At 69.3% G+C, this 25,089-nt stretch carries 25 protein-coding genes and 1 pseudogene; 19 read left to right on the top strand and 7 right to left on the bottom strand.

Features of this window, described 5'->3' with window-relative positions:
• The first annotated feature begins 4 nt into the window (after positions 1–4).
• Positions 5–1,225 (top strand): pyridoxal phosphate-dependent aminotransferase, encoded by a 1,221-nt coding sequence (locus tag BMX97_RS08825; RefSeq protein ID WP_244538349.1) that lies wholly within the window; start codon positions 5–7, stop codon positions 1,223–1,225.
• Positions 1,226–1,404: 179 nt separating this feature from the next.
• Here BMX97_RS08825 and BMX97_RS08820 read toward each other — a convergent pair whose 3' ends face one another.
• The 3 genes from BMX97_RS08820 to arsH all read right to left on the bottom strand — a co-directional run bounded on the left by BMX97_RS08820 (position 1,405) and on the right by arsH (position 3,500).
• Positions 1,405–1,779, bottom strand: coding sequence for a response regulator (locus tag BMX97_RS08820; protein WP_244538348.1), 375 nt, complete (start codon positions 1,777–1,779; stop codon positions 1,405–1,407).
• 571 nt (positions 1,780–2,350) lie between these two features.
• Positions 2,351–2,569: a hypothetical protein gene (locus tag BMX97_RS08815; protein WP_091748229.1), complete on the bottom strand. Its 219-nt coding sequence runs from the start codon at positions 2,567–2,569 to the stop codon at positions 2,351–2,353.
• A 184-nt stretch (positions 2,570–2,753) separates the two neighbouring features.
• Positions 2,754–3,500 carry an arsenical resistance protein ArsH gene (gene arsH / locus BMX97_RS08810; protein ID WP_091748225.1) on the bottom strand — a complete coding sequence of 249 codons (747 nt, stop codon included), beginning with the start codon at positions 3,498–3,500 and terminating at the stop codon, positions 2,754–2,756.
• Positions 3,501–3,550: 50 nt separating this feature from the next.
• On the opposite strand from arsH, the gene BMX97_RS08805 reads away from it, so the two are divergent.
• From BMX97_RS08805 to BMX97_RS08745, 13 genes are all read left to right on the top strand, one after another.
• Entirely contained in the window at positions 3,551–3,910 is a 360-nt protein-coding gene (locus tag BMX97_RS08805; protein WP_091748223.1) for an ArsR/SmtB family transcription factor, read from the top strand.
• A complete protein-coding gene (gene arsC, locus BMX97_RS08800) occupies positions 3,903–4,340 on the top strand; it encodes an arsenate reductase (glutaredoxin) (protein ID WP_091748218.1) in 438 nt (145 codons plus the stop codon). The genes BMX97_RS08805 and arsC overlap by 8 nt, the downstream gene beginning before the upstream one ends.
• A 7-nt stretch (positions 4,341–4,347) precedes the next feature.
• Positions 4,348–5,415: an ACR3 family arsenite efflux transporter gene (gene arsB / locus BMX97_RS08795; RefSeq protein WP_091748977.1), complete on the top strand. Its 1,068-nt coding sequence runs from the start codon at positions 4,348–4,350 to the stop codon at positions 5,413–5,415.
• Entirely contained in the window at positions 5,405–6,607 is a 1,203-nt protein-coding gene (locus BMX97_RS08790; RefSeq protein WP_091748215.1) for an MFS transporter, read from the top strand. The genes arsB and BMX97_RS08790 overlap by 11 nt, the downstream gene beginning before the upstream one ends.
• A 77-nt stretch (positions 6,608–6,684) precedes the next feature.
• Positions 6,685–6,894, top strand: coding sequence for a heavy-metal-associated domain-containing protein (locus BMX97_RS08785; protein WP_091748213.1), 210 nt, complete (start codon positions 6,685–6,687; stop codon positions 6,892–6,894).
• 92 nt (positions 6,895–6,986) lie between these two features.
• Entirely contained in the window at positions 6,987–7,445 is a 459-nt protein-coding gene (locus BMX97_RS08780) for a hypothetical protein (RefSeq protein ID WP_091748210.1), read from the top strand.
• Positions 7,446–7,530: 85 nt separating this feature from the next.
• On the top strand, positions 7,531–9,261 hold the full coding sequence (locus BMX97_RS08775; protein ID WP_091748205.1) for an efflux RND transporter periplasmic adaptor subunit: 1,731 nt from the start codon (positions 7,531–7,533) through the stop codon (positions 9,259–9,261).
• 12 nt (positions 9,262–9,273) lie between these two features.
• The gene (locus tag BMX97_RS08770; RefSeq protein WP_091748202.1) at positions 9,274–12,423 is read left to right on the top strand and encodes an efflux RND transporter permease subunit; all 3,150 of its coding nucleotides are present in this window, start codon (positions 9,274–9,276) and stop codon (positions 12,421–12,423) included.
• A gap of 21 nt (positions 12,424–12,444) precedes the next feature.
• On the top strand, positions 12,445–12,810 hold the full coding sequence (locus BMX97_RS08765; RefSeq protein ID WP_091748199.1) for a hypothetical protein: 366 nt from the start codon (positions 12,445–12,447) through the stop codon (positions 12,808–12,810).
• Positions 12,811–12,833: 23 nt separating this feature from the next.
• Positions 12,834–13,226: a CopM family metallochaperone gene (locus tag BMX97_RS08760; RefSeq protein WP_091748196.1), complete on the top strand. Its 393-nt coding sequence runs from the start codon at positions 12,834–12,836 to the stop codon at positions 13,224–13,226.
• A 79-nt stretch (positions 13,227–13,305) separates the two neighbouring features.
• The gene (locus BMX97_RS08755) at positions 13,306–14,055 is read left to right on the top strand and encodes a glutaredoxin family protein (RefSeq protein WP_091748193.1); all 750 of its coding nucleotides are present in this window, start codon (positions 13,306–13,308) and stop codon (positions 14,053–14,055) included.
• Positions 14,056–14,145: 90 nt separating this feature from the next.
• Entirely contained in the window at positions 14,146–14,364 is a 219-nt protein-coding gene (locus tag BMX97_RS08750) for a hypothetical protein (protein WP_091748191.1), read from the top strand.
• A gap of 112 nt (positions 14,365–14,476) precedes the next feature.
• On the top strand, positions 14,477–14,950 hold the full coding sequence (locus tag BMX97_RS08745; RefSeq protein ID WP_091748188.1) for a YidB family protein: 474 nt from the start codon (positions 14,477–14,479) through the stop codon (positions 14,948–14,950).
• A gap of 130 nt (positions 14,951–15,080) precedes the next feature.
• Here BMX97_RS08745 and BMX97_RS08740 read toward each other — a convergent pair whose 3' ends face one another.
• Positions 15,081–16,778 carry an FAD-dependent monooxygenase gene (locus BMX97_RS08740; RefSeq protein ID WP_091748185.1) on the bottom strand — a complete coding sequence of 566 codons (1,698 nt, stop codon included), beginning with the start codon at positions 16,776–16,778 and terminating at the stop codon, positions 15,081–15,083.
• On the bottom strand, positions 16,775–17,296 hold the full coding sequence (locus BMX97_RS08735) for a MarR family winged helix-turn-helix transcriptional regulator (RefSeq protein ID WP_091748182.1): 522 nt from the start codon (positions 17,294–17,296) through the stop codon (positions 16,775–16,777). The genes BMX97_RS08740 and BMX97_RS08735 overlap by 4 nt, the downstream gene beginning before the upstream one ends.
• Positions 17,297–17,446: 150 nt before the next feature.
• On the opposite strand from BMX97_RS08735, the gene BMX97_RS08730 reads away from it, so the two are divergent.
• The 4 genes from BMX97_RS08730 to BMX97_RS08720 all read left to right on the top strand — a co-directional run bounded on the left by BMX97_RS08730 (position 17,447) and on the right by BMX97_RS08720 (position 23,056).
• Positions 17,447–20,350 carry a PAS domain S-box protein gene (locus tag BMX97_RS08730; protein ID WP_244538347.1) on the top strand — a complete coding sequence of 968 codons (2,904 nt, stop codon included), beginning with the start codon at positions 17,447–17,449 and terminating at the stop codon, positions 20,348–20,350.
• Between the two features lie 459 nt (positions 20,351–20,809).
• A complete protein-coding gene (nhaA, locus tag BMX97_RS08725; RefSeq protein WP_091748177.1) occupies positions 20,810–22,012 on the top strand; it encodes a Na+/H+ antiporter NhaA in 1,203 nt (400 codons plus the stop codon).
• A 68-nt stretch (positions 22,013–22,080) separates the two neighbouring features.
• Complete coding sequence (locus BMX97_RS32755) at positions 22,081–22,257, top strand: hypothetical protein (RefSeq protein ID WP_177202164.1); 177 nt, start codon at positions 22,081–22,083, stop codon at positions 22,255–22,257.
• Between the two features lie 28 nt (positions 22,258–22,285).
• Complete coding sequence (locus tag BMX97_RS08720; RefSeq protein ID WP_091748174.1) at positions 22,286–23,056, top strand: potassium channel family protein; 771 nt, start codon at positions 22,286–22,288, stop codon at positions 23,054–23,056.
• Positions 23,057–23,154: 98 nt separating this feature from the next.
• Here BMX97_RS08720 and BMX97_RS33310 read toward each other — a convergent pair whose 3' ends face one another.
• A complete protein-coding gene (locus tag BMX97_RS33310) occupies positions 23,155–23,736 on the bottom strand; it encodes a class I SAM-dependent methyltransferase (protein WP_348273118.1) in 582 nt (193 codons plus the stop codon).
• Between the two features lie 147 nt (positions 23,737–23,883).
• Positions 23,884–24,312 (bottom strand): annotated as a pseudogene (locus BMX97_RS33305) (Rrf2 family transcriptional regulator); the annotation flags it as partial.
• A gap of 131 nt (positions 24,313–24,443) precedes the next feature.
• Here BMX97_RS33305 and BMX97_RS08710 point away from each other — a divergent pair.
• A complete protein-coding gene (locus BMX97_RS08710; RefSeq protein WP_091748169.1) occupies positions 24,444–25,079 on the top strand; it encodes a glutathione S-transferase family protein in 636 nt (211 codons plus the stop codon).
• The last annotated feature ends 10 nt before the right edge of the window (positions 25,080–25,089 follow it).

Here is a 25,089-nt window from a genome sequence, read left to right as displayed (position 1 = left end):
CGCCGTGGAGCTCGACGCGGACGCCTCGACCGACCGCTGGACCGACGACGTGCGGGAGGAGGCCGGGATCGACCAGCGAGAAGGCGGTGGCCTGCCCTCCCGGTCCTTCGCCATGGCGGATTACCTGAGGAGCTGGTCGGCCTGCGCATATCACGATCTCGCAGCCTCCGATTCGCAGCCGCTCCAGCTCTCCGCGTTGCTGCGCCTCGCAAGCTCCGACGACCGGCTGCGCTGGCGGAGCCTCGATCTTGGCTACGCCGATCCGCGCGGCTCCCTCCGCCTGCGCGAGGCGGTCGCCGCCCGCTACGCGATGGTCGGGGCCGACGAGGTGCTCGTCGGTGCGGGCGCGCAGGAGACGATGACCTGCCTCCTCCAGGCGCTGCTGGCCCCGGAGGACCACGCCGTGGTGGTGGTGCCGATCTACCAGCCCTTGGAACTCGTCGTGACGGGCCTGTGTGCCACGGACGGGGTCGCCCTGTCCGCGAACCGGGCTTGGAGCCTCGACCTCGACCGCTTCGCCGCGGCCTTGCGCCCGAACACACGGCTGGTGCTGACGAACTTCCCCAACAGCCCGACCGGCGCGGCCCTGGATCGGCCGACCCTGGACGGCCTGATCGCCCTCTGCCGCCGGCACGGGCTCTGGCTCGTCAACGACGAGGTCTACCGCCAGACCGACTGCGCTCTGGACCGGGCCGTTCCGCCCGTCGTGGACCTCTACGAGCGCGGTATCTCGATCAACGGGCTGTCGAAGGGGTTCGGGCTGCCGGGCCTGCGCGTCGGCTGGGCCGCCTGCCGCGACCGCGCCGTCCTCGGCCGCACGGTCGCCGCCAAGAACCTGCTGTCGAGCTGCCTTGCAGCTCCGAGCGAGATCCTGGGCGAGATCGCGCTGCGGGCCGAGCATCGCATCACCGATCGCGCCCGCGCGATTGGACGGCGCAACCATCGCCGCTTGCGCGCTCTGCTCGATCGCCATTCCGACGTCTTCGAGCCGGACGAACCGAGGAATCTCGCCTTCGCGTATCCGCGGTTTCGCGGGCACGAGGGGGCGACCGACTTCGCGCGGACGCTCGCATCCGAGGCCGGTCTTCTCGTCCTGCCCTCGATCCTGTGGCGCTCGTCGCTGGCGCCGGTCTCCCAGGACCATCTGCGTCTCGGCCTCGGCCGCATCGGGAGCTTTGCGGCGCTCGGGATTCTTGAGAAGCATCTGCTCAGGCAGTCTTGGTAAGGAGTGCGGGCCAGCCGCCGCTATACTCTTCGAAGCGGACCTTTGAGATGGGTGAGATCAATGTCTGCATGGGGTCAGGAGTTCGTCTGCCGCCTGGCGGCATGAACTGACCTGAGGCCCTTTGGCGCGGAACCGCCACTCCCGACCCGTTGCAGACCCTGGGAAGGTCCGCCCCTGGGCTATACCGCTGTCATGAGCTTCGCGACGGCACTGACGATCTGCCGGAGTTGGAGTGGCTTCTCCAACCGCTCAATCCCGGCGAATTTGGTCGGGATCACCTTGGCGTCATATCCAGTCGTGAACACGAACGGGATGCCGCGGTCCTTCAGCGTCTCAGCCAGCTTGAACGAGGGACCTCGACCGAGGTTGATATCGACTACGACGGCATCAGGGCGCTGCTCGTCCAACACCGCGCGGGCTTCCTCCTCGGTCGCGCACGGGCCCATGACGTGAGCGCCTGCGCGTTCGAGGGCCCGGGCGGCATCGGTCGCGAGGTAGAAGTCGTCCTCCACCACCAGGACGCGGCAGCCCGAGAGATCTGCATCACCTGCCACGTCGAGTGCTCCGCCGAAGACCGATACGCTTTGCAGCGCATCTGGTTCCAGGGTGTTGGCGCATACCTTGAAAGCAACCCGTGCAAAATAGGCTACATTCAAGCAAACGGAAAAGCATAAAAAAACTAACATATGTTAAAGAAAAAAACATCTGCAATGATGGATTGGTTTATCGATGAGTGATGAACACAGCGAAATCCTCCGTCGCCTAAAATCGATTGCTGACGCTCTCGGAATGTCCGTTCATGAGATATCTTCAGGAGAAAATATTCCTGGAAATAGTATAGAAGCAAGTGAGTTGTTGCAACTTTGGTTTGCAATCCGGGCTGAGGATGGCCGCAGGCGCGCGCTTGAGTGCCTTCGTCGAATTGTTGATGACGAGCAGCGTTAGCTTACGTCGGCAAACCACCCGATGTGGACCAAGGCGGAGGCGCAATGGGAAGAAGATGAACAATCAGCAGGTGGAGGCGCTTAGTGGGAGTGCTGGATCCAAGAAGCCGACTTGGTATGGGTCAATCCGCGCAAGCCGCCGCTACAAACACGAACTCCTAGCAGTGAGCCGCTTCCCACTTTAAGCGAGTTCCCCTTTTTCCCGTGCTTCGAGACGAGCAAGGTGCTCTTCATGCTGGCGCTGAACGTCCTCGAAGAGGATTAGGATCGCTTCCGCCTCCTCGGTTGGTAAATTCTGCCGCCGCCAGCGAGCGATGAGAGCGTGCTGCTTCGCAACGTGCCGCGCGCCGACTTCGACGTGCCGCCGGACCATCCCAAGTTTGGTTTCACCTTTGCGCATCGGCACATCGTAGCAGGGCGGACCCGGCTCGTGAGCGTCTGCAAACCACCCCACGCGGTCGTTCGGCGGCGGATCGCAGGTTCGCGTGGGGTCCGCAGTTCGCATGCCGTCTGGTAGGCTGTGCGCCACAAGCAGGCATTCATCTTCAATCAATCAAGCGTCCGCTTACGGTGCGAGAGCAGACCTACCGCTTCACGAACCCGATGTCGGCGGCGACGCCCTTGAGTTGCTCGGGCTCGCGCTCCTTCCGCTCGGAGTAGCGGTCGACGAGGTAATCGGCACGCCCGCGGGTCAGCAGCGTGAACTTCATCAGTTCCTCGCAGACGTCCACGACACGGTCGTAGAGCGGCCCGGGCTTCATGCGGCCGGCATCGTCGAACTCCTTGTAGGCCATCGGCACCGACGACTGGTTCGGGATGGTGATCATCCGCATCCAGCGCCCCAGCACCCGCAGGCTGTTCACGGCGTTGAAGCTCTGCGAACCGCCCGAGACCTGCATGACTGCCAGGGTGCGACCCTGCGTCGGGCGGACCGAGCCCTCGCTCAGCGGCAGCCAGTCGATCTGGCTCTTCATCACCCCGGTCATGTTGCCGTGCCGCTCGGGGCTGACCCAGACCTGTCCCTCCGACCAGATCGAGAGCTGCCGTAGGTCCCGCACCTTCGGGTGGTCGGCAGTGCCGTCGTCCGGCAGCGGCAGCCCGTCCGCGTGGAAGATGCGGACCTCGCCGCCCATCGCCTCCAGCAATCGCGCGGTCTCGTAGGCCAGGAACCGGCTGAACGACCGCTCCCGGAGCGACCCGTAGAGGACGAGGAACCGAGGCGCATGGTCGAGCGGTGTCGGCGTCGCCATCTGCTCCTCGGTCGGCACCTCGAAATGCGCCTCGGAGAGGTTCGACATCCCGTCGGCGAACGGCTGCTGAGGCTTGTCCAATGCGCTTCGTTCCTCTACGTTTCAACGATAGTTGATATGTAGGTCATTCGATGGACGAACGGCAAGCACTCGCCGCCTTCGCCGCCCTCGGCCAGGAGCATCGGCTCCGGGTCGTGCGCGCCCTGGTCACCGCCGGCCCGGACGGGCTCGCCGCCGGCGTCCTCGCCGAGACGGTGAACGTCGCCGGCAACAACCTGTCCTTCCACCTGAAGGAGCTCTCCCACGCCGGGCTGATCACATCCCGGCGCGAGGGCAAGTCGGTCATCTACAGCGCCGCCTACGCCGGCCTGTCCGACCTCGTCCAGTTCCTCATGCGCGACTGCTGCCAGGGCCACCCGGAGGTCTGCGCCCCTGCGGTCGCCGCACTCGCCGCCTGCGATTGCACCACCGGAGAAACCGCCCATGCCTGAGCCGTTCGATGTCGTGATCTACCACAACCCGGAGTGCGGCACGTCCCGCAACACGCTCGCGATGATCCGCAACGCCGGGGTCGAGCCGCACGTGGTTGAGTACCTCAAGACCCCGCCGAGCTGGGCGCTCCTCAAGCAACTGCTCGCCCGCGCTGGGCTCTCGGTCCGGGACGCGCTGCGCGAGAAGGGCACGCCCTATGGCGAGCTCGGGCTCGGCGACCCGGCGCTCACCGACGAGCAGTTGCTCGACGCCATCGAGGACCATCCGATCCTGCTGAACCGCCCGCTCGTGGTCAGCCCGAAGGGCGTGCGCCTCTGCCGTCCCTCCGAGGCGGTGCTCGACCTCCTGCCGGACCAGCAGGGCGAGTTCGTGAAGGAGGACGGCGAGCGTGTCGTCGACGAGCGCGGCCGCCGCGTCGCCACCGCCTGAGAACACCATGAGCACCTTCGAACGCTACCTGACCCTCTGGGTCGCCCTCTGCATCCTGGCCGGCATCGCGCTCGGCCACGTCATGCCGGGCTTCTTCCACGCCGTCGGCGACGCCGAGGTCGCCAAGGTGAACCTGCCGGTGGCCGCCCTGATCTGGCTCATGGTCATCCCCATGCTGCTCAAGATCGACTTCGCCTCGCTGCGCCACGTCGGGCGGCACTGGCGCGGCATCGGCGTGACGCTATTCATCAACTGGGCGGTGAAGCCGTTCTCGATGGCCGCGCTCGGCTGGCTGTTCATCGGGTACCTGTTCAGACCCTACCTGCCCGCCGACCAAGTCGACAGCTACATTGCCGGGCTCATCATCCTGGCGGCAGCGCCCTGCACCGCGATGGTGTTCGTCTGGTCGAACCTGACGAAGGGCGAGCCGCACTTCACCCTGAGCCAGGTGGCGCTCAACGACACCATCATGGTGGTGGCCTTCGCCCCAATCGTCGGCCTGCTGCTCGGGCTCTCGGCCATCACGGTGCCCTGGGGCACGCTGGTGCTGTCGGTGATCCTCTACATCGTAATCCCGGTTGTGATCGCGCAGGTGGTTCGCCGAAGCGTGCTAGCCACCGGCGGCCAAGCCTCTCTCGACCGGCTGCTCGGCAAGCTTGGGCCGGTGTCGCTCGTCGCCCTCCTGGCCACCCTGGTGTTGCTGTTCGGCTTCCAGGGTGAGCAGATCCTTGCGCAGCCGGCGGTCATCGGCCTGCTCGCGGTCCCCATCCTCATCCAGGTCTACCTGAACTCGGGATTGGCCTACCTCCTGAACCGCGCCGCGGGCGAGCAGCACTGCGTAGCCGGCCCCTCGGCGCTGATCGGCGCTTCCAACTTCTTCGAGCTCGCGGTGGCCGCCGCCATCAGCCTGTTCGGCTTCAACTCGGGCGCGGCGCTCGCCACCGTGGTCGGCGTGCTCATCGAGGTGCCGGTTATGTTGTCGGTGGTGTGGATCGTGAACCGCTCGCAGGGTTGGTACGAGCGTGGGGCGGTAGGCAAGGTAGCGGCGCTCAAGCCCGCCTCCCGTGAGGTCTGAGGCCTGCAGCCGCCTCGTCGTCATTTCCGCCCTGGGCGTGGTGGAGATTTTCGCCTGGGGCTCGTCCTTCTACCTGCCAGCGGTGCTCGCCGGGCCCATCGCGGCGGATACCGGATGGCCCCTGGCATGGGTGGTCGGCGGCCTGTCCATCGGCTTGCTGGTGGCGGCCTTGGCCTCGCCCCGGGTCGGAATCGCCATCCACCGGCACGGGGGTCGCCCGGTCCTGGCATGCGCCGCCCTGCTGCTGGCGGCGGGCCACGTCGTGCTCGGCCTGGCACCGAGCCTGCCGGTGTTCCTCGCCGGTTGGCTTCTGCTCGGCCTTGGCATGGGCTGCGGCCTCTACGATCCCGCCTTCGCCACCCTCGGCCGGCTCTACGGCGCCGAGGCGCGTCCGGCCATCACCACCCTGACGCTCTGGGGCGGGTTCGCTAGCACCGTCTGCTGGCCGCTCTCGGCCGCCCTCGTGGAGCAGGTCGGCTGGCGCCACGCCTGCGTCGCCTATGCCGGGTTGCACCTCGTCGTGACCCTGCCACTGGTACTGGGCCTGATCCCAAAGGCACCTGCCCGGAAGCCCGCAACAGGTGAGGAGCACCACGCGGACGGTCCTTTGACACCCCGCGAACGCCGGGCCTACCGGCTGATGGCCAGCGTGCTCGTGCTGGGCGGCACCGTGATGACGCTGGTCTCGGTGCACCTGATCGCTCTGCTGCAGGCCCGTGGCGTCGCGCTGGCCGCGGCCGTCTCCTACGGCGCGCTGATCGGGCCGGCCCAGGTCGGGGCTCGCATCGTCGAGATGGCGAACAAGGGCCGGCACCACCCGCTCTGGACCCTGACCGTGGCCATGGCGCTGGTGGTCCTGGGGCTGGTCATCTTGGCGGCGGGCGTGCCGGCGGTCGGCCTCGCCCTGGTGCTCTACGGCGCGGGCAACGGGATCTACTCCATCGCCCGGGGCACGGTGCCGCTGGCCCTGTTCGGCCCGGTCCGCTACCCGGTTCTTGTGGGGCGCCTGGCACGGCCGGGCCTGATCGCACAGGCCGTGGCACCCTCCCTTGGAGCGGTGGCGCTTACCTACGGCGGCGCCGACGCCGCCTACGGCCTGCTGGCGGCGCTCGCGCTGTTGAACCTGGGGCTGGCAATAGCCTTGTGGGGCGCACGGCCGAACGCCGTCGAAGGGAGCGGCGGGCTTGGCTGAGCGGAGCCTAAGTGGCCCTTGACCTTCCCATCATGGGAAACCCCATCTGGGTGAGACGTTACCCATGGGAGAGCGCCATGCAACGCTTCAAGTCCGAGAAGATGGGCTGCGGTGGCTGCGCCAAGTTGGTGACCCGCGCCGTCCAGGACATCGAGCCGAACGACCGGGTCGAGGTCGACCTCGGTGCGAAGCTCGTCACGGTGTCGGGTGCGACCGTCCCGGACGACCAGATCGCCCGGGCTATCGCGAATGCCGGCTTCCCCGCCGCGCCGTTGGCCGCGGCCTGAACCGGAACGGCGGCAACCATAAGCCTCAATCCGGCATTCTCGTCCCACCCGTGGGCATAGTCCCGCCACCCGAAACGGTGTAAGCCAGACCCATGTGCCTCGACCGGCAAATCGCGCGCCTGATGGCGGCGATGATCCTCGCGATCATCGCCTACGTCGCGCCGTCCGCCGTTCAGGCCCACGAGGGCCACTCGCACCACGGCCACCACGTGGCCGCGCCCCAGCACAAGGCCGTCCCCGCGACGACCGATGCGGCGGTGACTACCCCCGCCAAGCCGGCGATCCGGTCCGAGGCCCCGACCTTGTCCAAGGTCGCGCTCTCGGCTGTCGCGTTGGCGCGCATCGAACCCGTACAGGACGATTGCTGCCGGCCCGGTTGCCAAACCCGCTGCTGCGGGACGATGGCCTGCTGCGCTACCGGCGTCCTATCCGGACCCTCGGTCCTATCCCCATCGCTGTTCCGGACCGTCACGCTGATCCCGCGCGACGTCGTCGGCCGCTCGGGCGCCGGCCCCGAGGCCCTGCCCAAGCCCCCACGAACCCTCGCGTGAAGTAGGGCGCGCCCGAGGCGCGCAACGCCCGGATTGCGCCCGCGAACGGCGCCGTCCGGACTTCCCGACGCTAGGATTCCCTTTCATGCCGATCCGTCTTGCCGCCGCCTTTGGCGCGGTGGCGCTGCTTGCCGCCGTCCTGGCGGGGCCCGTGCGCGCCCACGAGGGGCACGACCACGGCGCCGCCCCGCCGCCCGTCTCGAAGACCATCGCCCCGCGCGGCGAGGCGCTCTCTGATGCCTTCGAGCTCGTCGCCATCCCGCGCGACGGCACCCTGACGCTGTTCCTCGACCGCTTCCGGACGAACGAGCCGGTCTCCGGCGCGACCATCGAGGTCGAGACGCCGGATGGCCCCAAGGTAGCGACCGCCACGGCCGACGGCGGCTACGCGCTACCGGCCCCGTGGCTGTCTAAGCCGGGCCGCCACGAGCTCGTCGCGACCGTCACCGCGGGCGACGCCGTGGACGTGCTCACCCTCGCGGTCACCGTGCCCGACCCGAAGGTTTCCGCGGCGGCAACCGCCAAGCCGGCTCCGGCGAAGGCGGCCCTGGCGCGGGTGTCCGAGGTCGCCCACGGCGTCACGGATCGCCTGAGCGCCAAGGACCCGACCCTCGTGGCCGCGGTCGCCGTCGCCTTCCTCCTCGGCGTCCTCGTGACGGCGCTCGCCCGCGGACGCCGGGCCGCTCCGGTCCTGGCCGTAGTCGCCATCGGCATCACCCTCGTCCTCGGCACCGCCGCCTTCGCGCATGGCGACGAGGACCACGGCGTGCCCGTGCAGGGGGCGGCGCTGATCGAGCCCCGGGCCCCGGGCTCCTCCGACCTCGCGCAGCGCCTGCCTGACGGCTCCGTCTTCGTGCCGAAGCCCACGCAGCGGCTCCTCGTCCTGCGCACCACCATTTCCGAGCAGGGCAGCTTCCACCGCTCGGTCGAGCTCCCGGGCCGCATCATCCCGGACCCGAACGCCAGCGGCGTCGTGCAGTCCTCGGTCGGCGGTCGGCTCTCGCCCCCGCCCTCCGGGCTGTTCCCCCGCCTCGGCACCAAGGTGCGCAAGGGCGACGTGCTCGCCACCGTGACCCCGCCGGTTCAGGCCATCGACGTCTCCGACATGCGCCAGCGCCAGGGCGAACTCGATCAGCAAATCGCCATCGTCGAGCGCCGGGTCGAGCGCTTCAAGCGCCTCGCCATCTCGGGCGCTGTCACCCGGACCCAACTCGACGACGCCCAGGCCGAGCTCGACGGCCTGCACGACCGCCGCGCCGCCCTCGACAAGATCAGGCAACAGCCCGAGACCCTCGTCTCTCCGGTGGACGGGGTCGTGGCGCAGGCCACCGCGGTCGCCGGCCAGATGGCGGCGCCCGGCGCCATGGTCTTCCAGATCGTCGACCCGAACCGACTCTGGGTCGAGGCGCTGAGCTTCGACGCCCTGACCGCGGCGCAGGACGCCACGGCGCGGCTCGCCGACGGACGCACCCTGGGGCTCGCCTACCAGGGCACGGGCCTCGCCGCCCGCAACCAGGCCATCCCGGTCCAGTTCGCGGTGCAGGGCGACGCCACCGGCCTGCGGGTCGGGCAATTCGTGACCGTGCTGGCCGGAACCGACACCGAGCAGTCCGGCCTGGCGCTGCCGCGCGCCGCCGTCGTGCGCGCCGGCAACGGGCAGGACGTCGTCTACGAGCACACCACCGCCGAGCGCTTCGAGGCCCGGCCGGTGCGGGTCGAGCCGCTCGACGGCGGCCGCGTGCTGGTCGCCGAGGGGATCGGACCCGGAAAGCGGGTGGTGACCCAGGGCGCCGAACTCCTCGACCAGGTTCGCTGAGGAGACCGCCCGATGTTCACCTTCCTCGTCAGCCAGTCGGTCCGCAACCGCCTGCTCGTCCTCGCCATGGCCACGGTGCTGGTGCTCTTCGGCGCCTTCACCGCGACCAAGCTGCCCGTCGACGTCTTCCCCGACCTCACCAAGCCCACCGTCACCATCATGACGGAGGCGGAGGGCTACGCCCCCCAGGAGGTCGAGCAGCTCGTCACCTATCCCATCGAGACCCGGATGAACGGGTTGCCGGGGGTGACCCGCGTGCGCTCGGTCTCGGGCGTCGGCCTGTCGGTCACCTACGTCGAGTTCGACTGGGGCACCGACATCTACCGCAACCGCCAGCAGGTCGCCGAGCGCCTCGCCATGGTGCAGGACCAGCTGCCGCGGGGCGTCACCCCGGTGATGGGGCCCGTCTCGTCCATCATGGGGCAGATTTTGCTGGTGGCGGTCACCGGCGAGGCCGCGACCCCCATGCAAGTCCGCGAGGTCGCCGACTTCACCATTAGGCCGCGGCTCCTGACCATCCCGGGCGTGGCGCAGGTCATCCCTATCGGCGGCGAGGTGCGCCAGTTCAGGGTCAGCCCGAACCCGGCCGCCATGCGCTCGCTCGGGGTGACGAACGCCGGGCTTGAGGCGGCGCTCGCCCAGTTCGGCACCAATGCCGGCGGCGGCTTCACCGACCAGCATTCCCGCGAGTACCTCATCCGGAGCATCGGCCGGACCATGAGCCTCGACGACCTGCGCAACCTCGTGGTCGCCACGGTCGCCGATACGCCGGTCCACCTGCGCCAAGTCGCCGAGGTGTCCTTCGGCGCGAAGGTCAAACGCGGAGACGCCGGCTACATGGCCAAGCCCGCGGTCATCGTCTCGGTCGAGAAGCAGCCCGACGTCGACACGGTGCGGCTGACCCGCAGCATCGAGACCGCCCTGAGGGAGATGTCCTCGACCCTGCCGGCCGGCATCCGGGCCGACCAGGTCCTGTTCCGGCAGGCCGACTTCATCGAGACCTCGATCCGCAACGTCGAGCGCGTCCTCGTCGAGGCCATGCTGGTGGTGGCGGTGGTGCTTTTCGCCTTCCTGCTGAACGTGCGCACCACCGCGATCTCGCTGCTCGCCATCCCGGTGTCGATCCTGACCACCGCAGTGGTGTTCCACCTGTTCGGGCTGTCGATCAACACGATGACGCTGGGCGGGATCGCCATCGCTATCGGCGAACTCGTCGACGACGCCGTGGTCGACGTCGAGAACATCTACCGGCGCCTCGGCGAGAACCGGCGGGAGGGCAACCCCAAGGGCGTGTTCCAGGTGGTGGTCGAGGCCTCGAACGAGGTGCGCTCCGGCATCGTCTACGCGACGCTGATCATCATCCTGGTGTTCGTGCCGCTGTTCGCACTCTCGGGCATCGAGGGCCGGCTCTTCGCCCCCCTGGGGCAGGCCTACATCATTTCGATCCTGGCGAGCCTGCTGACATCCATCACCCTGACGCCTGTCCTGGCGTCCCTGCTGCTGCCGGGCCTGAGGAAACTGGAGGAGCACGACAGCCGCCTCCTCAAGCTGCTCAAGCGCGGCAACGCCGCCCTGCTCCGGGTCGCCTTTCGGCACCAGGGCCTGCTCGTCGGCAGCGTCGCGGTGGCGGTGGTGGCTGCGGGCGTCGCCGCCTGGAACCTGCCGCGGGCCTTCCTGCCGCCGTTCAACGAAGGTTCGTTCACGGTCAACATGACCTTCAACCCGGGCATCTCGCTCGCCGAGAGCAACCGGGTCGGGCTGATCGCCGAGAAGCTGCTCCTCGACATCCCGGGCGTGAAGGCGGTCGGCCGCCGCACGGGACGGGCCGAACTCGACGAGCACGCGGAGGGTGTTCACTCCTCGGAGATCGAGGTGGCGCTCGACGAAGACCAGAAGCGCCCGAAGGAGGCGCTCGTCGCCGACATGCGCGGGCGCCTCGCGTCCCTGCCGGTGGCGGTGAACGTCGGCCAGCCCATCTCGCACCGGCTCGACCACATGCTGTCCGGCGTGCGGGCGGAGATCGCGCTTAAGGTGTTCGGCGAGGATCTCGACGCCCTGCGCCGGGTCGCCAACTCCCTGCGCGACCGGATGGCCGCGATTCCGGGTCTAGTCGACCTGCAGGTCGAGCGGCAGGTGCGCATCCCGCAGCTTGAGGTGCGCGTCGACTACACCCGGGCCGCCCTCTACGGCGTGCAGCCGGCCGCGGTCGTCGAGCAGATCAGCCGCCTATCGAACGGACGGGTGGTCTCTACGGTCGTCGACGGCGTGCGCCGCTTCGACGTGGTCCTGCGCCTCTCCGAGAACCGCCGGACGACCACGGGGCTGGGCGACCTGCTGCTGGAGACGCCCTCGGGCTGGGTGCCGGCGAAGCAGGTGGCCGACATCCGCGAGACGGACGGGCCGAACCAGATCCTGCGCGAGAACGCCCGCCGCCGCATCGTGGTGCAGGCCAACACCGACGGCGCGAGCGACATGGCGACCGTGGTGGCGGCCATCCGCGAGGCCTTGGCGAAGGAGCCGCTTCCGCCCGGCTTCTTCACCAGCCTGGAGGGCACCTTCCAGGCGCAGGAGGAGGCGAGCCGGACCATCGCGGCGCTGTCCGCGCTGTCCTTGGCGCTGGTCTTCGCCGTCCTGTTCAGCCGCTATCGGTCGGCCGCCCTCGCGCTGATCATCATGGGCAACGTGCCCCTGGCGTTGATCGGGTCGGTCGCTGCGCTGCGGCTCGTCGGGCAGCCGCTCTCGGTGGCGTCGATGATCGGCTTCATCACGCTGACCGGCATCGCCGCGCGCAACGGCATCCTCAAGATCAGCCACTACCTGAACCTGTCGCTGCACGAGGGCGTGCCGTTCGGGCCGGACCTCGTGGTGCGCGGCAGCCTGGAGCGGCTGACCCCGGTGCTGATGACGGCCCTGTCGGCCGGCGTGGCCCTGGTGCCGCTGCTCTACGACGCCGCGAGCCCTGGCAAGGAGATCCTGCACCCGGTCGCGGTGACGATCTTCGGCGGCCTCGTCAGCGCAACCCTGCTCGACACCTTCCTGACCCCCGTCCTGTTCCTGCGCTTCGGACGCAAGCCGCTGGAGCGGTTGCGCGCCCTCCACGCCGAGGCGCCGGCGAAACCATCCCCGGACGGCGCGCGCCCGCGCCCAGCCGAGGCCTACTGACCCACAAGAGGAGACGAGAGCGTGATCCTACCCAGAGTGACCCTGGTCGCCGGCCTGCTCGCCGCGACGACCGTGTGCGCCCACGAGACCTCCGGCCAGCACGGCGGCCGGGTGGCGGACGCCGGCAAGTTCCACGTTGAGCTCGTCGCCAAGGGCGACACCGTCGACGTGTTCCTGTCCGACGAGGGCCAGAAGCCGGTCCCGGCCGCCGGCTACAAGGGCACTGCCATCCTCGTCGTCGGCGGCAAGCCGGCCCGCGTGACGCTGGAGCCGGCCGACGGCAACCGCCTCACCGGCAAGGCCGCGACCGCCCTCGGCGCGAGCCCGAAGGGCGCCGTGCAGCTCACCGGCCCCGACGGCGCGACCGCCAGCGGCAAGTTCAACTGACCCCCATCGAGCGAGGAAGACCCATGACCCACCTCCACACCCTATCCGTCGTCGCCCTGCTGTCGGCCGGCCTCGCCGGTCCTACGCTCGCGCAGGGCATGCACGACCACGGCTCAATGTCCGGCAAGGAGACGGTCTCGATGAAGCCGGCCCCGAAGGACAACGCCTCGACCAAGGACTTCAAGGCCGCCGACATGGCGATGATGAAGGACATGGACGTCCCCTACACCGGCAACGCCGACGTCGACTTCCGCACGCACATGATCCCGCACCACAAGGGCGCGGTGGCGATGTCCAAGGTGGCGCTCAAGCACGCCAAGGACCCGGCCACCAAGGCGATGGCTCAAAAGATCATCGACGATCAGGAGAAGGAGATCTCCGAGATGGAGGCCTGGCTGAAGCAGCACGGCAAGTAGCGGAAACGCCGGATCGGGGCGGCCCTTCGGCGGCCCCGGTCCGCCCCCCCCGTCACCCGAGATCAGGCAGGAGAGCACGATGCCCGAAGCCACCGTCCGCAAGGCCGCCCTCCATCGGATGGCCACCCCCGAACACACCTGCCCTTACGGGCTCAAGGCCAAGGACCTGCTCGAACGTAAGGGCTTCCAGGTCGATGACCACCTCCTGACCACGCAGGAGGAGACCGACCGCTTCAAGGCCGAGCATCAAGTCAGGACCACGCCGCAGACCTTCATCAACGGCGAGCGGGTCGGGGGCTTCGGCGACCTCAGGCGCCACTTCGGCAAGGCCGTCAACGACCCGAACGCGACGACCTACACGCCCGTCGTCGCAGTGTTCTCGATGACCGCGCTGATGGCCCTGGCGGCGAGCCAGGCCGTCTACGGAACGCCGCTCACGATGCGCGCCGCCGAATGGTTCATCGCCTTCAGCATGTGCGTGCTCGCCCTCCTGAAGCTGCAAGACGTCGAGAGCTTCTCCTCGATGTTCCTTGGCTACGACCTGCTCGGGCAGCGGTGGGTGCGCTACGCCTACGCCTACCCATTCCTGGAGGGTGTCGCCGGCGTCCTGATGGTGGCGGGCGCCCTGAACTGGATCTCGATCCCGGTGGCCCTGTTCATCGGTACGGTCGGGGCGGTCTCGGTGTTCAAGGCGGTCTACGTCGACAAGCGGGACATCAAGTGCGCCTGCGTCGGCGGCTCGAGCAAGGTGCCGCTCGGCTTCGTCTCGCTGACCGAAAATCTTATGATGGTTGCCATGGCCGTTTGGATGCTGGCGGTGCACCACTGAGCGACCGACGGCACCGCGGCTTGATCCTCCCACGATGGGAAGCCCTATCGAAAGCGAGACCGACGGGTTCATCGGGTATGGAGGGGGTTCATGAAGCGGATCGTACTGGCCTCGGCCGCCCTGCTGCTGCTGGCGGCGTCCCCCGCCATGGCGATGTCGTGTTGCGGCGGCGGCAAGGGCAAGGGTGCCATGATGTGCGGCAAGGCCGGGCCGAAGGGCGGCATGGCCATGAACCACGGCGCCATGAAGGGGAAGAAGGGCGGATGCTGCTGCGAGGGCATGTCCATGAACATGACCAAGCGCGGCTGAGGTCGGGCATCATGACGGCTTTTCTTGTGCATCAACTCGGCGCACGAGCGCGTTCGTAGGGTTCGAACTCAAGCGGACGGGCTCCACCCCGCCCGCAAGCGGGAGACGAACCATGAGTGACGGCTACCCCTCGATGACGGCCCTGCTCGGCCTCCTCGCCCTCGCCGGCTACCAGAACCGGGACAAGCTTGCCGAACTGCTCGGGGGCGCTGGCCAATCGGCCCCTTCACCCACCGGTCCCGGTGCGGCGTCCAATGCCTCCGGTGGCGGGTTGGGAGGCCTTCTCGGCGGTCTGCTGGGCAACCTGCGGGACCAAGCCCCTGGCGGCTTCCTGCACAGCGGTTTGGGCGAAATGCTCGATCGCTTCCAGCAGGCCGGCCACGGGGCGGCCGCGCAGTCCTGGATCGCCCAGGGGCCGAACCAGGAGCTCCCGCCGCAGCACCTTGAGCAGGCCATCGGGCCGGATGTCCTCGCGACCCTAACCCAGCGCACGGGCCTGTCCCGCGAGGAGCTCCTCTCCCGCCTGTCCCGGGAGCTCCCCCAGGCCGTCGACCGCTACACGCCGGATGGCCGGATGCCGGCCTAGCCACCAGCCCTCGGCACGGTCGTTCCAGCCGCTTCCGAGCCGAAGCGACGGTTGGTCCCGGGAACCGAGAAGTTTCGAGCCGACCGTCGCGCGGCGTGCTACCGTTTCGGCATAGTCCGGGTCTTCCGCCCTATTGGGCGGCGAGGAGCACGCCCGTCGACCGTACCGGTTCCGCACCGAAAGCCTTCCGGCAATAGGCGACCAAGCGGTCGGCCCGGCCGGCGTCGCCGCGGAAGGCGATGTGCCCGTCTGGCCGGACGAGGACGAAGGCCGGCCGGCCCTCCAGCCCGTAGGCTCCGTGCGCCTTCCCGTCCATGTCGGAGAGCACGGGGATGCTCATGCCGTCGAGCAAGGGGCCTGCCAGCACGAGGCGCGGCCGCACCCAGGTCCAGGGCGTCACGGCCTCGACGGCGTCGAGGAGCGAGGCGCCCGCATCCGACGACCGTCCGTCGAAGCAGAGCAGCGCCCAGCCGGTCGTATGGCCGTCCGGGTTGGTGAGGAACCGGAACAGGCTCGTGGTCTCGCCGTCATGGGTCACCTCCGCGTCCGGCGCCCGCTCGCCGGGCTTCGGCCCCGGCCGCAGCATGGTCGCCAGACCGGACAGTCGGTCCTCGTTCAGGAGGCTTTTGGGGTATTCGACGCCCATCTGCTGCATGTCGTCGGTCCCCTGCAGCAGCGAGCCCAGGTTCGGCAGAGCCTTCGCCGCCAAGCCCAGCACCGTGTCGGTGACCGCCCCGCGATAAACCGTCCAACGGAACCCGCGCGCCTGCTGGGCGCTCAACCGGGCGTGCTCGCCGCCCCGCTCGCCGTCGTAGGAATCGAGGATCACCGGCGCCGCCTCGCCGCGCAGGGTCATGGCCAGCCGCCACGCGATCTCGACAGCATCGTGCAGGCCCGCGTTCATGCCCTGGCCGCCTATCGGCAGCGAGAGGTGTCCGGCGTCGCCCGCCAGGAAGACGCGGCCGCGGGCGTAGCCGGGCGAGACGCCGTACTGGAAGCGGCTATGGGTGACCCACTGCGGGTCCGACAGGGTCAGGGTTTCGTCGCCCGTGACCTCGCGCGCGACCGCCTGCATCTCGTCGAGCGTCGGGTCGCGGTCCGGTACGCCGGTGTCGTCGGCGAGGAAGAACAGCCGGTGGTAGCCGCCCCAGACCGGCAGGATGCCGGCGAAGCCGTGCTCGTAGTAGAAGAACCAGAGCTGGTTCGGCTCACGCGAGCGGCGCCAGGACAGCTTGGCGTCCACCTGTCGGTTCATGCAGTCCGGTAGCCGAACCGGCTCGAAGTCGAGGTCGAGCATCGGCCGGATCGTGCTCTTGGCGCCGTCGGCGGCCACGACGTAGCGGCAGCGTCGACGCTCCTGCGGCCCGTCCTTGCCTCGACGGAGCACCACGGTGACGCCGGTCTCGTCCTGGAGGAGGTCGGTCACCGTGCAGCCGCGGTCGAGCCGACCGCCCCGCGCCTCGAACTCGCCGATCAGGGTCCGCTCGATCACGTCCTGCCCACTGTAGAGCACCTTCGGGTAGGGACTGGCGACATCGGCGACGGGGATGGACGTCGTCGGGGTGCCGTTGACGAAGAAGTTGATGGTGTCGATGGCGTAGCTGTTCTCGGCCAACACGTCGCGCAGGCCGATGCCGGCGAGCAGTTCCTGCGGGCGCGCCCAAAGGTTGTTCGCCCGCGAGTACGCCTTCACGTCGGTGCGTTCCTCCAGGAGCAGGCATGACACGCCGTGGTGGCGCAAGGCGTTGCCCGTCGTCAGGCCGATGGGCCCGGCGCCGACGACGATCACGTCGGCATCGTACTCCTGCGTGGCTTCGGCGCGGTTCATTCCTGTGTCTCCTTTCGTGTGGCGGCAATGGAAGCGATGTGTTCGTGGGAGGCGGCGATCCGCTGCTGCATCGTGCGCAGGAGCGTGCCTGCCGCCTCGATGGTCTCCGCCGACATCCCTTCGGTGAGCACGTCGGCCCAGAGGTCCTTGCGTGCCATGGCTTGTGCGTAAGCGGCCTCGCCGCGCGGGGTCATCGCGACGAGCGGCGCGCGGCGGTGGTGGGGGTTGGGTTCGAGCCGGACCAGACCGTCGTCACGCATGTCGTCGACGACGCGCTGAACCGACTGGCGGGCGAGGCCCATGTTGCGGGCGATGTGGGCGACCGGCAGCGGGACCGGGGACAGGGCAATCGCTCCCAGCACCTGCCAGCGGGCGCTAGTCAGGCCGAGGTCACGCACCAAGGCGTCGCCGGCCTCGATCAGGTCCCCGTTCAAGCGGAAGACGTCGATGACGAGACCGGACCAGGCGCGGCGTGCCGGAAGGCGGTCCTCCAAGACCGCACTGGGCTTGCGCCCCATGGAACGCTCCGACTTAATTAGCTGGCTGCTATAATGACAGGTAGCTGTCATATGCGTCGTGGAAACGGGACGGCGCGCATTCGGTTCCGTACCTCCTCGGCGGGTTGCCAGGATCGAGCCCGTCATCGGCCCGTCGGCACGCTCGCGACGGTGCTCGACATCACCGAGCGCGTGCTGGCCGAACGCCGCCTCGCCGAGAGCGAGGACCGATTCCGCTTCCTCGACGGCTTGGCGCGGGCGACCGCGGACGCCCGCGACGCCGCCGCGGTGCTGGAGGCCACGACGCGTCTCCTCGGCGAGCACCTGGACGTGTCGAACTGCGCCTACGCCGACATGGACGCCGACGGCGACGGCTTCACCATCCGCGGCAACTGGCACGCGCCGGACGCACCCTCGATCCTCGGACACTACAGCCTCGCCGACTTCGGCGAACTCGCGGTCCGGGAGCTCAATGCCGGCAGGCCCCTCGTCGTCAACGACAACGCCGCCGAGCTCGCCCCGCACGAGGCACGGACCTTCCAAGCCATCGGCATCGCCGCGACCATCTGTATGCCGCTGATCAAGGAGGGCCGCCTCACGGCCCTCATGGCCATCCACCATGCCGTGCCGCACCGCTGGTCCGACGCCGAGCTGCTGATGCTGCGCGAGGTGACGGAACGCTGCTGGGCCTACATCGAGCGCGTCGGCGCCGAGGCCAACCTGCGCGTGAGCGAGGGACGGCTGCGGGCCCTGGTCAACGCGACGTCCGACGCGGTGTACCGGATGGGCGCGGACTGGCGTGGGATGATCCGGCTCGACGGTCGCGGCATCCTGGCCGACGCCACGGAGCCGAGCGAGCGCTGGCTCGACCGCAACATCGAGCCGGAGGACCGGGCCGAGGTCCTCGCCGCCATCGCCGACGCCATCCGGCGCAAGGGGCTGTTCGAGCTGGAGCACAGGGTGCGGCGGGCCGACGGCACGGTCGGCTGGACGTTCTCCCGTGCCGTCCCGTTGCTCGACCAGGCGGGAGAGATCGTCGAGTGGTTCGGCACGGCAAGCGACGTGACCTTCCGGCACGAGGCGGAGGCGCGCCTGCGGGAGAGCGAGGCCCGCTTCCGCACGATGGCCGACGACGCGCCGGTGATGACCTGGATCACCGACGAGGACGGCGCCTGCATTTACCTGAACTGGCGCTGGTACGAGTTCACCGGCCAGACCGAGGCGGAGGGGCTCGGCCTCGGCTGGCTCGACGCCATCTATCCTGACGACCGCCGTCCCTCGGAGCAGACCTTCCTGGCCGCCAACGCCGAGCGGAAGCCCTTCCGCCTGGAGTACCGGTTGCGCGGTCGGGACGGCGCCTACCGCTGGGCCATCGACGCCGCCTCGCCGCGGATCGCGGCGAACGGGGCCTTCCTCGGCTACTTCGGCTCGGTCATCGACATCGACGAGCGCCGGCAGGCCGAGGCGCGGCTACGCACCCTGACCGACGTCGTCCCGGCCTTCGTCTGGTTCGCCTCGCCGGACGGGCACCTGCATTTCCTCAACGACCGCTGGTGCGAGTTCACCGGCCAGTCCCTTGAGGCAGCGCTGCCCGACGGGTGGATCGACGCCGTCAACCCGGACGACCGGGCCCGGACCGCCGCGGTCTGGGCCGATGCGCGGGCGCGCGAGGTCTCCTACGATATCGAGATACGCTACCGGCGACACGACGGCGCCTATCGCTGGTACCTGGCCCGGGCCGAGCCCCTGCGCGACGCCGGTGGGACGGTGACGGCCTGGTTCGGCACCTCGACCGACATCCATGACCGCAGGCTCGCCGAGGACCGCCTGCGCGAGTTGAACGAGACGCTGGAGAGCCGCGTCGCCGAACGTACCGACGAGTTGCTGAAGGCCGAGGAGGCCTTGCGGCAGTCGCAGAAGCTGGAGGCCATCGGGCAGCTGACGGGCGGCGTGGCGCACGACTTCAACAACCTGCTGACCATCATCCGCTCGTCGGTCGACTTCCTGCGCCGCCCGGACCTGCCCGAGGCGCGCAAGGCCCGCTACCTCGACGCGGTCTCCGAGACCGTCGAGCGTGCGGCCAAGCTCACCGGGCAGCTCCTCGCCTTCGCCCGCCGGCAGACCCTCGACCCGCAGGTGTTCGCCCTCGACGAGCGGCTGCGTGCCATGGCGGACCTCCTCGACACGGTCACGGGGGCCCGCATCCGGGTGGTGCTGGATATCGCGGGGGCGCCCTGCCACGTGCGCGCCGACCTCAGCCAGTTCGAGACCGCGCTGGTGAACATGGCGGTGAACGCCCGCGACGCCATGGACGGCGAGGGGACGCTGACCCTGCGGCTGGCCTGCGGCGGCACGCTGCCGCCGATCCGCCGACACGCCGGGAGCTCGCATCCGTTCGCCGCCGTCTCGCTCTCGGACACCGGCGCGGGCATCGCCTCGGAGGTGCTGCCGCGCATCTTCGAGCCGTTCTTCACGACGAAGGAGGTCGGCAAGGGCACCGGCCTTGGGCTCAGCCAGGTGTTCGGCTTCGCCAAGCAGTCTGGCGGCGACGTCGATGTCGAGAGCGTCCCGGGAGGTGGCTCGACCTTCACGCTCTACCTGCCCGAGGTGCCCGCGGAGCCCAAGCCCCTGGCCGCCAAGGATGCCGCCGCTTCCGTGTCGCACGTCGGGTCCGGCCAGCGGGTGCTCGTCGTGGAGGACAACGTCGAGGTCGGGACCTTCGCCACGCAGATCCTTGAGGATCTCGGCTACCGCACGACCTGGGCGACGAACGCCGAGGAGGCGCTCGACAGGATCGGCCACGACGGATCGGACTTCGACGTGGTGTTCTCGGACGTCGTGATGCCGGGCATGGGCGGGATCGCGTTCGCCCGGCTCCTGAGGCGGCGGTTGCCGAACCTGCCGGTGGTGCTCGCCTCGGGTTACAGCCATGTCCTCGCGCAGGAGGGTGCCCACGGCTTCGAGCTCCTGCGCAAGCCGTACTCGGCCGAGCAGGTCTCCCAGGTCCTGCGCAGGGCGGTCGGAAGGGTATGGCGGGCGGTGAACGTCGAGGCCGATGACCTGACAGGACGCTGAACAAAGGCAGCCGCCCGGTCCGCGGTCCTTCGAACAAACGAAAAGGCGCGGTGGGCGCCGCGCCTTTTCGTTTGTCTTGTAACGCCATCCCGGCCCACGCCAGGGCGTGGGTCTCCGCGGAGGCTCTCGTCAGATGCCGATTTCGTCGGGACGCGTCATGGCTCAACCCTCCGCTCAGTCGGAACCTATGGTTGCCCTCCGAACGGGTCCAGCGAACGAGAGGCGGGGTAGCGGGTCAGTTGACCGAATACCGGATAACGCCAGGCAGGCCCGACGGTGCCGACCGGAGACCGTTCCGCGTCCCTGTCGCCGGTGCCGGGAACCCTCCTTGTGGATCCGAGGGAGCGCGGGTTGTGCCTCACGGTCCGGGATGCGATAGCCCGCGCAGGGTGCGCGGTCCGTGGGTCGGACCGGCAGGACGAGCGCTGGTCGGGCCGCCAGCGCAGGAGATCCGTGCCCGTGCCGTCGCCCTCCCATGCCGTTCCGCGGCCTCGCCGCCGTCCCCTGTCGGCCCTGCGCAACGTCCTCACCAGCGAGGCCGGCGGCGGCCTCGTCCTGATGGCGAGCGCCGCGCTCGCCCTGGTGATCGCCAACTCGCCCCTGGCGGACACCTACTTTGCCGCGCTCAAGGCCTACGTGGGTCCGCTCTCGGTCCTGCACTGGATCAACGACGCCCTGATGGCGGTGTTCTTCCTGCTCGTCGGCTTGGAGATCAAGCGCGAGGTGCTCGACGGGCGCCTGCGCACTTGGCCCGACCGCATCCTGCCGGGGCTGGCCGCCCTTGGCGGCATGGCGGTCCCGGCCATCGTCTACGCCGCCGTGAACTGGAACTCGCCCGAGACCCTGCGGGGCTGGGCGATCCCGGCCGCCACCGACATCGCGTTCGCCCTCGGCGTCCTGGCGCTGCTCGGCCCCCGGGTGCCGGTCTCGCTCAAGGTGTTCCTGACGGCCCTTGCCATCATCGACGACCTGGGCGCGGTCCTCATCATCGCGGCGTTCTATACCGCCGACCTGTCGCTGCCGATGCTCGGCGGGGCGGCGGTCACGCTCGCGGTCCTCTACGGGATGAACAAGGCCGGCGTGGCGCGCCTGTGGCCCTACCTGCTGCTCGGCGCGGTGCTGTGGGTGTTCGTGCTCAAGTCGGGCGTCCACGCGACCATCGCCGGCGTGCTGCTGGCGCTGACGGTCCCGTTGCGGCTGAGCGTCGGCAAGCCGGACGACCCGACCTCGCCGCTCCACATCCTGGAGCACGCGGTCCATCCCTGGTCGGCCTACCTCATCCTGCCGGTCTTCGGTTTCGCGAATGCGGGCGTGTCGCTGGCGGGGATCACGCCCCGCATGCTGCTCGACCCGGTGACGCTCGGCGTGGCGCTCGGGTTGTTCGTGGGCAAGCAGGTCGGCGTGTTCGGGCTCGTGCTCGCCGCGGTAAGGCTCGGGCTGGCGCAGCGCCCGGCCCATGCGACCTGGGCGCAGGTCTACGGCGTCTCCCTCCTCTGCGGCGTCGGCTTCACCATGAGCCTGTTCATCGGCCTACTCGCCTTCGCGAACGCCCCGGAGCTTGAGGCCGAGACCAAGGTCGGCGTGCTGATCGGCTCCCTCGCCTGCATGGCCGCGGGTGCGCTGGTCCTACGCCTCGCCCCGGGACGCCCGGCCCACCACTGAGCCGGCACCTGTCGCGCTCCGCCGGAGCGCGACGTCTCCGTCCACTTCCCGGAAGCGGGTGAAGCATCATGCCCCGTCAGTTGCCGCGGCGTCGTCCCGGCGCCATCGAAGGCCGCCTGTCGGACCTCATCCTCGCCCTCACCGGGATCCTGCTGCTCGGGGTGGGGGTGCTCATGCTGCTGTCCTGGCTATCCGGCGATGCCGCAGGCGCCGTGGCCGGGTACGCCCTTACACGGGATTCTTGAGATCCAGGCCCTTCCAGTCACACGACCGATGACGATGATCACCGCGACGCTGCGCGAGATGTACGAGGGGGACACGCGGGGCGCTCACCGCTTCCGCTACGCCCTGCTGGTGTTCGACGTGGCGACCATCGCCTTCGTCGTCGTCACCTCGTTCCTGCCGCTGTCGCCTTGGATCGTCGCCTGCGACCTCGCGGTGGGCGCCTGCGTCCTGGCCGACTTCGCCGCCCGACTGCTCATCAGCCGCGCGCCGCTGCGCGAGTTCCGGCACCTGAGCACGTGGACGGACCTCGTGGCGGTGGCCTCGTTCCTCGCGCCCGTCGTCGTCGAGGGCGTCGGCTTCCTGCGCATCCTGCGGACGCTGCGCCTGCTGCGCACCTACCACCTGCTGGAGCGGCTGCGGCAGGACAGCGACCTGTTCCGCCGCAACGAGGACGCGATCCTGGCGGCCACGAACCTGGTGGTGTTCGTGTTCGTCATGACGGGCATCGTCTACGCCACCCAACACGGCGGCAATCCGGCGATCCAGACACCGGTCGACGCGCTGTACTTCACGGTCACGTCGCTGACGACGACCGGCTACGGCGACATCACCCTGCCCGGGCCGACGGGCCGGCTGCTGTCCGTCTTCGTGATGATCTGCGGCGTGACGCTGTTCTTCCGCCTCGCGCAGGTGGTGTTCCGCCCCTACAAGGTGCGCTTCCCCTGCACCGCCTGCGGGCTGCAGCGCCACGAGCCGGATGCCGTTCACTGCAAGGCCTGCGGCAACATCCTGAACATCCCCGACGAGGGAGCGTACTAACCCCGGCCTTGCTCCCCGGCGCGGTTCGGACGGCGCCAGCGGCGGCAACGGAACGGCGTAGCGCGCTTCCGCTGACGTGGCAGGGTGCCGGCGCGCCCTTACGCCCGTCCGACCCATCCGCGCCACGTGAAGGCGGCGAAGAAGAGTTCGACATCCTGGAAGCCGCCCGCCCGTAGCACGGCGGCATCCGTCTCGGGCGTGAGGGTGTGCAGGTGGGCCTGCACGGCGCTCCGGGCCTTCGCCGCCTGCTCGCCGTCGACGCCGGACGCGACCGCATAGGCCTCGTACCGCGCAATCCAGCGCGAGCGGCTGTCGTCCTGCGGGAAGCTACCGTGCGCCGCCACGAACGGCGCACCCGGCTTCAGGCGCCGGTGGATGGCCCGGACGGTGTCCTCGCGCGCTTCCGGGTCGAGGAAGTGCAGGGTGAGCAGGCAGGTCGCCGCATCGAAGGGACCGAGGGGCGCGTCGTCGATGTAGCCCTCGATGAGGGTGACCCGGTCCATCAGCGGGCCGAGCGTGCGCTCGGCCTGGCGAAGCATCTCCCCCGCCGGGTCGACACCGACGAACGTCCATCCCGGGTGCGCCTGGGCCAGCGCCCGCAGTTCCAGTCCCCCTCCGGCTCCGAGCACTAGGAGGCGCGCATCGGCCGGCGCGTGCTCGGCGAGCAGGATGCCGGTCATCCTGTGCAGGGCCTCGAAGCCCGGCACGAAACGGGGTGGTCCGTCGGCATACCGTGCGGCGGCCGCCGGGTCCGAGAAGGCAGCCACGAAGTTGGTCGGTTCAGGCTGCGCGCTATGCGTCATCGGATGGGCCTCCTGCCCGCACGGTCCGCGCTTTGCCAGGCGCGCGTGGAAATCGGCGCTGAGACGGCCCAGCGTGACGTCGCCCAGGCGCGAGAGCAGAAGTGCCTCGGCTTCCCGTAAGGCGTCTGCGAGCGCGGCGTTGACCACCTGCTCGACGAGGCAGGTCGGCTCCTCGCTCCGGTGTCCCATCGCGAACACCTCCGGGGACCCGAGCGCGACGTAGACGTCGTGCAAGGTCACCCGGTCGAGGTCGCAGGCGATGGTCCAGCCACCGCCATGCCCCTTCCCGGAAGCCACGAGCCCCAGGTCGCGCAGGCCCGCCATGGTCCGGCGCACCACGACCGGGTTGGTCCCCATCATCATGGCCAACCGCTCGGACGTCACCGGTCCGTCGGCCTCCGCCATGTGGAGGAGGACGTGCAGCACGCCCGACAACCTGCCGTCCCGTCTCATGGAACTTATGATGTTGCATGATACGGGATTCTGTCAACCGGAGCCGAACCGGGATGCTCGGTCCGGCGCCAGCCGCCCTAGTTCGGGCCTGAGGGAGCAACCAGCACCACCCCGACCACGAGGCATCCGCCATGATCACGCTCTACACCTGGTCGACCCCGAACGGTCGCAAGATCCCGATCATGCTGGAGGAGTGCGGTCTGCCGTACTCGGTCGTGCCGGTGAACATCGGCAAGGACGAGCAGTTCGCCCCCGAGTTCCTGAGGGTCTCGCCGAACAACAAGATCCCGGCCATCGTCGACGACGAAGCGGAGGGCGGTCCGCTCTCGGTGTTCGAGAGCGGGGCGATCCTTACCTATCTCGCCGAGAAGACCGGACGTTTCCTCGCGCCGTCGGGTCCCGCCCGTTACAAGGCCCTGGAGTGGCTTCACTGGCAGGTCGGCGGCTTGGGCCCGATGCTGGGCCAACTCGGCTTCTTCGCGGTGCGTTCGGACGAGAAGGCACCGCTGGCCATCAAGCGGTTCACCGAAGAGGCGGACCGGCTGCTGCGGGTGATGGACAAGCGCCTCGGCGAGGGTCCCTACCTGGCGGGCCAGGACTACTCCATCGCCGACATGGCCTGCTACGCCTGGACGCTGGCCGCCACGTCTTTCCTGAAGGACCCGCTCGCGGACACGCTTGGCTCGGTCCCGAACGTCCATGGCTGGTTGGAGCGGATCGGCGAGCGTCCGGCGGTCAAACGCGGGATGGAGGTGCCGAAGACCTGACCCCCGGACC

This window comes from Methylobacterium sp. ap11, assembly GCF_900110515.1.
GTDB classification, from domain to species: domain Bacteria; phylum Pseudomonadota; class Alphaproteobacteria; order Rhizobiales; family Beijerinckiaceae; genus Methylobacterium; species Methylobacterium ajmalii.
Note: the sequence above shows the minus strand (reverse complement) of the source record. Positions and strands in the feature narration are given on the sequence as shown.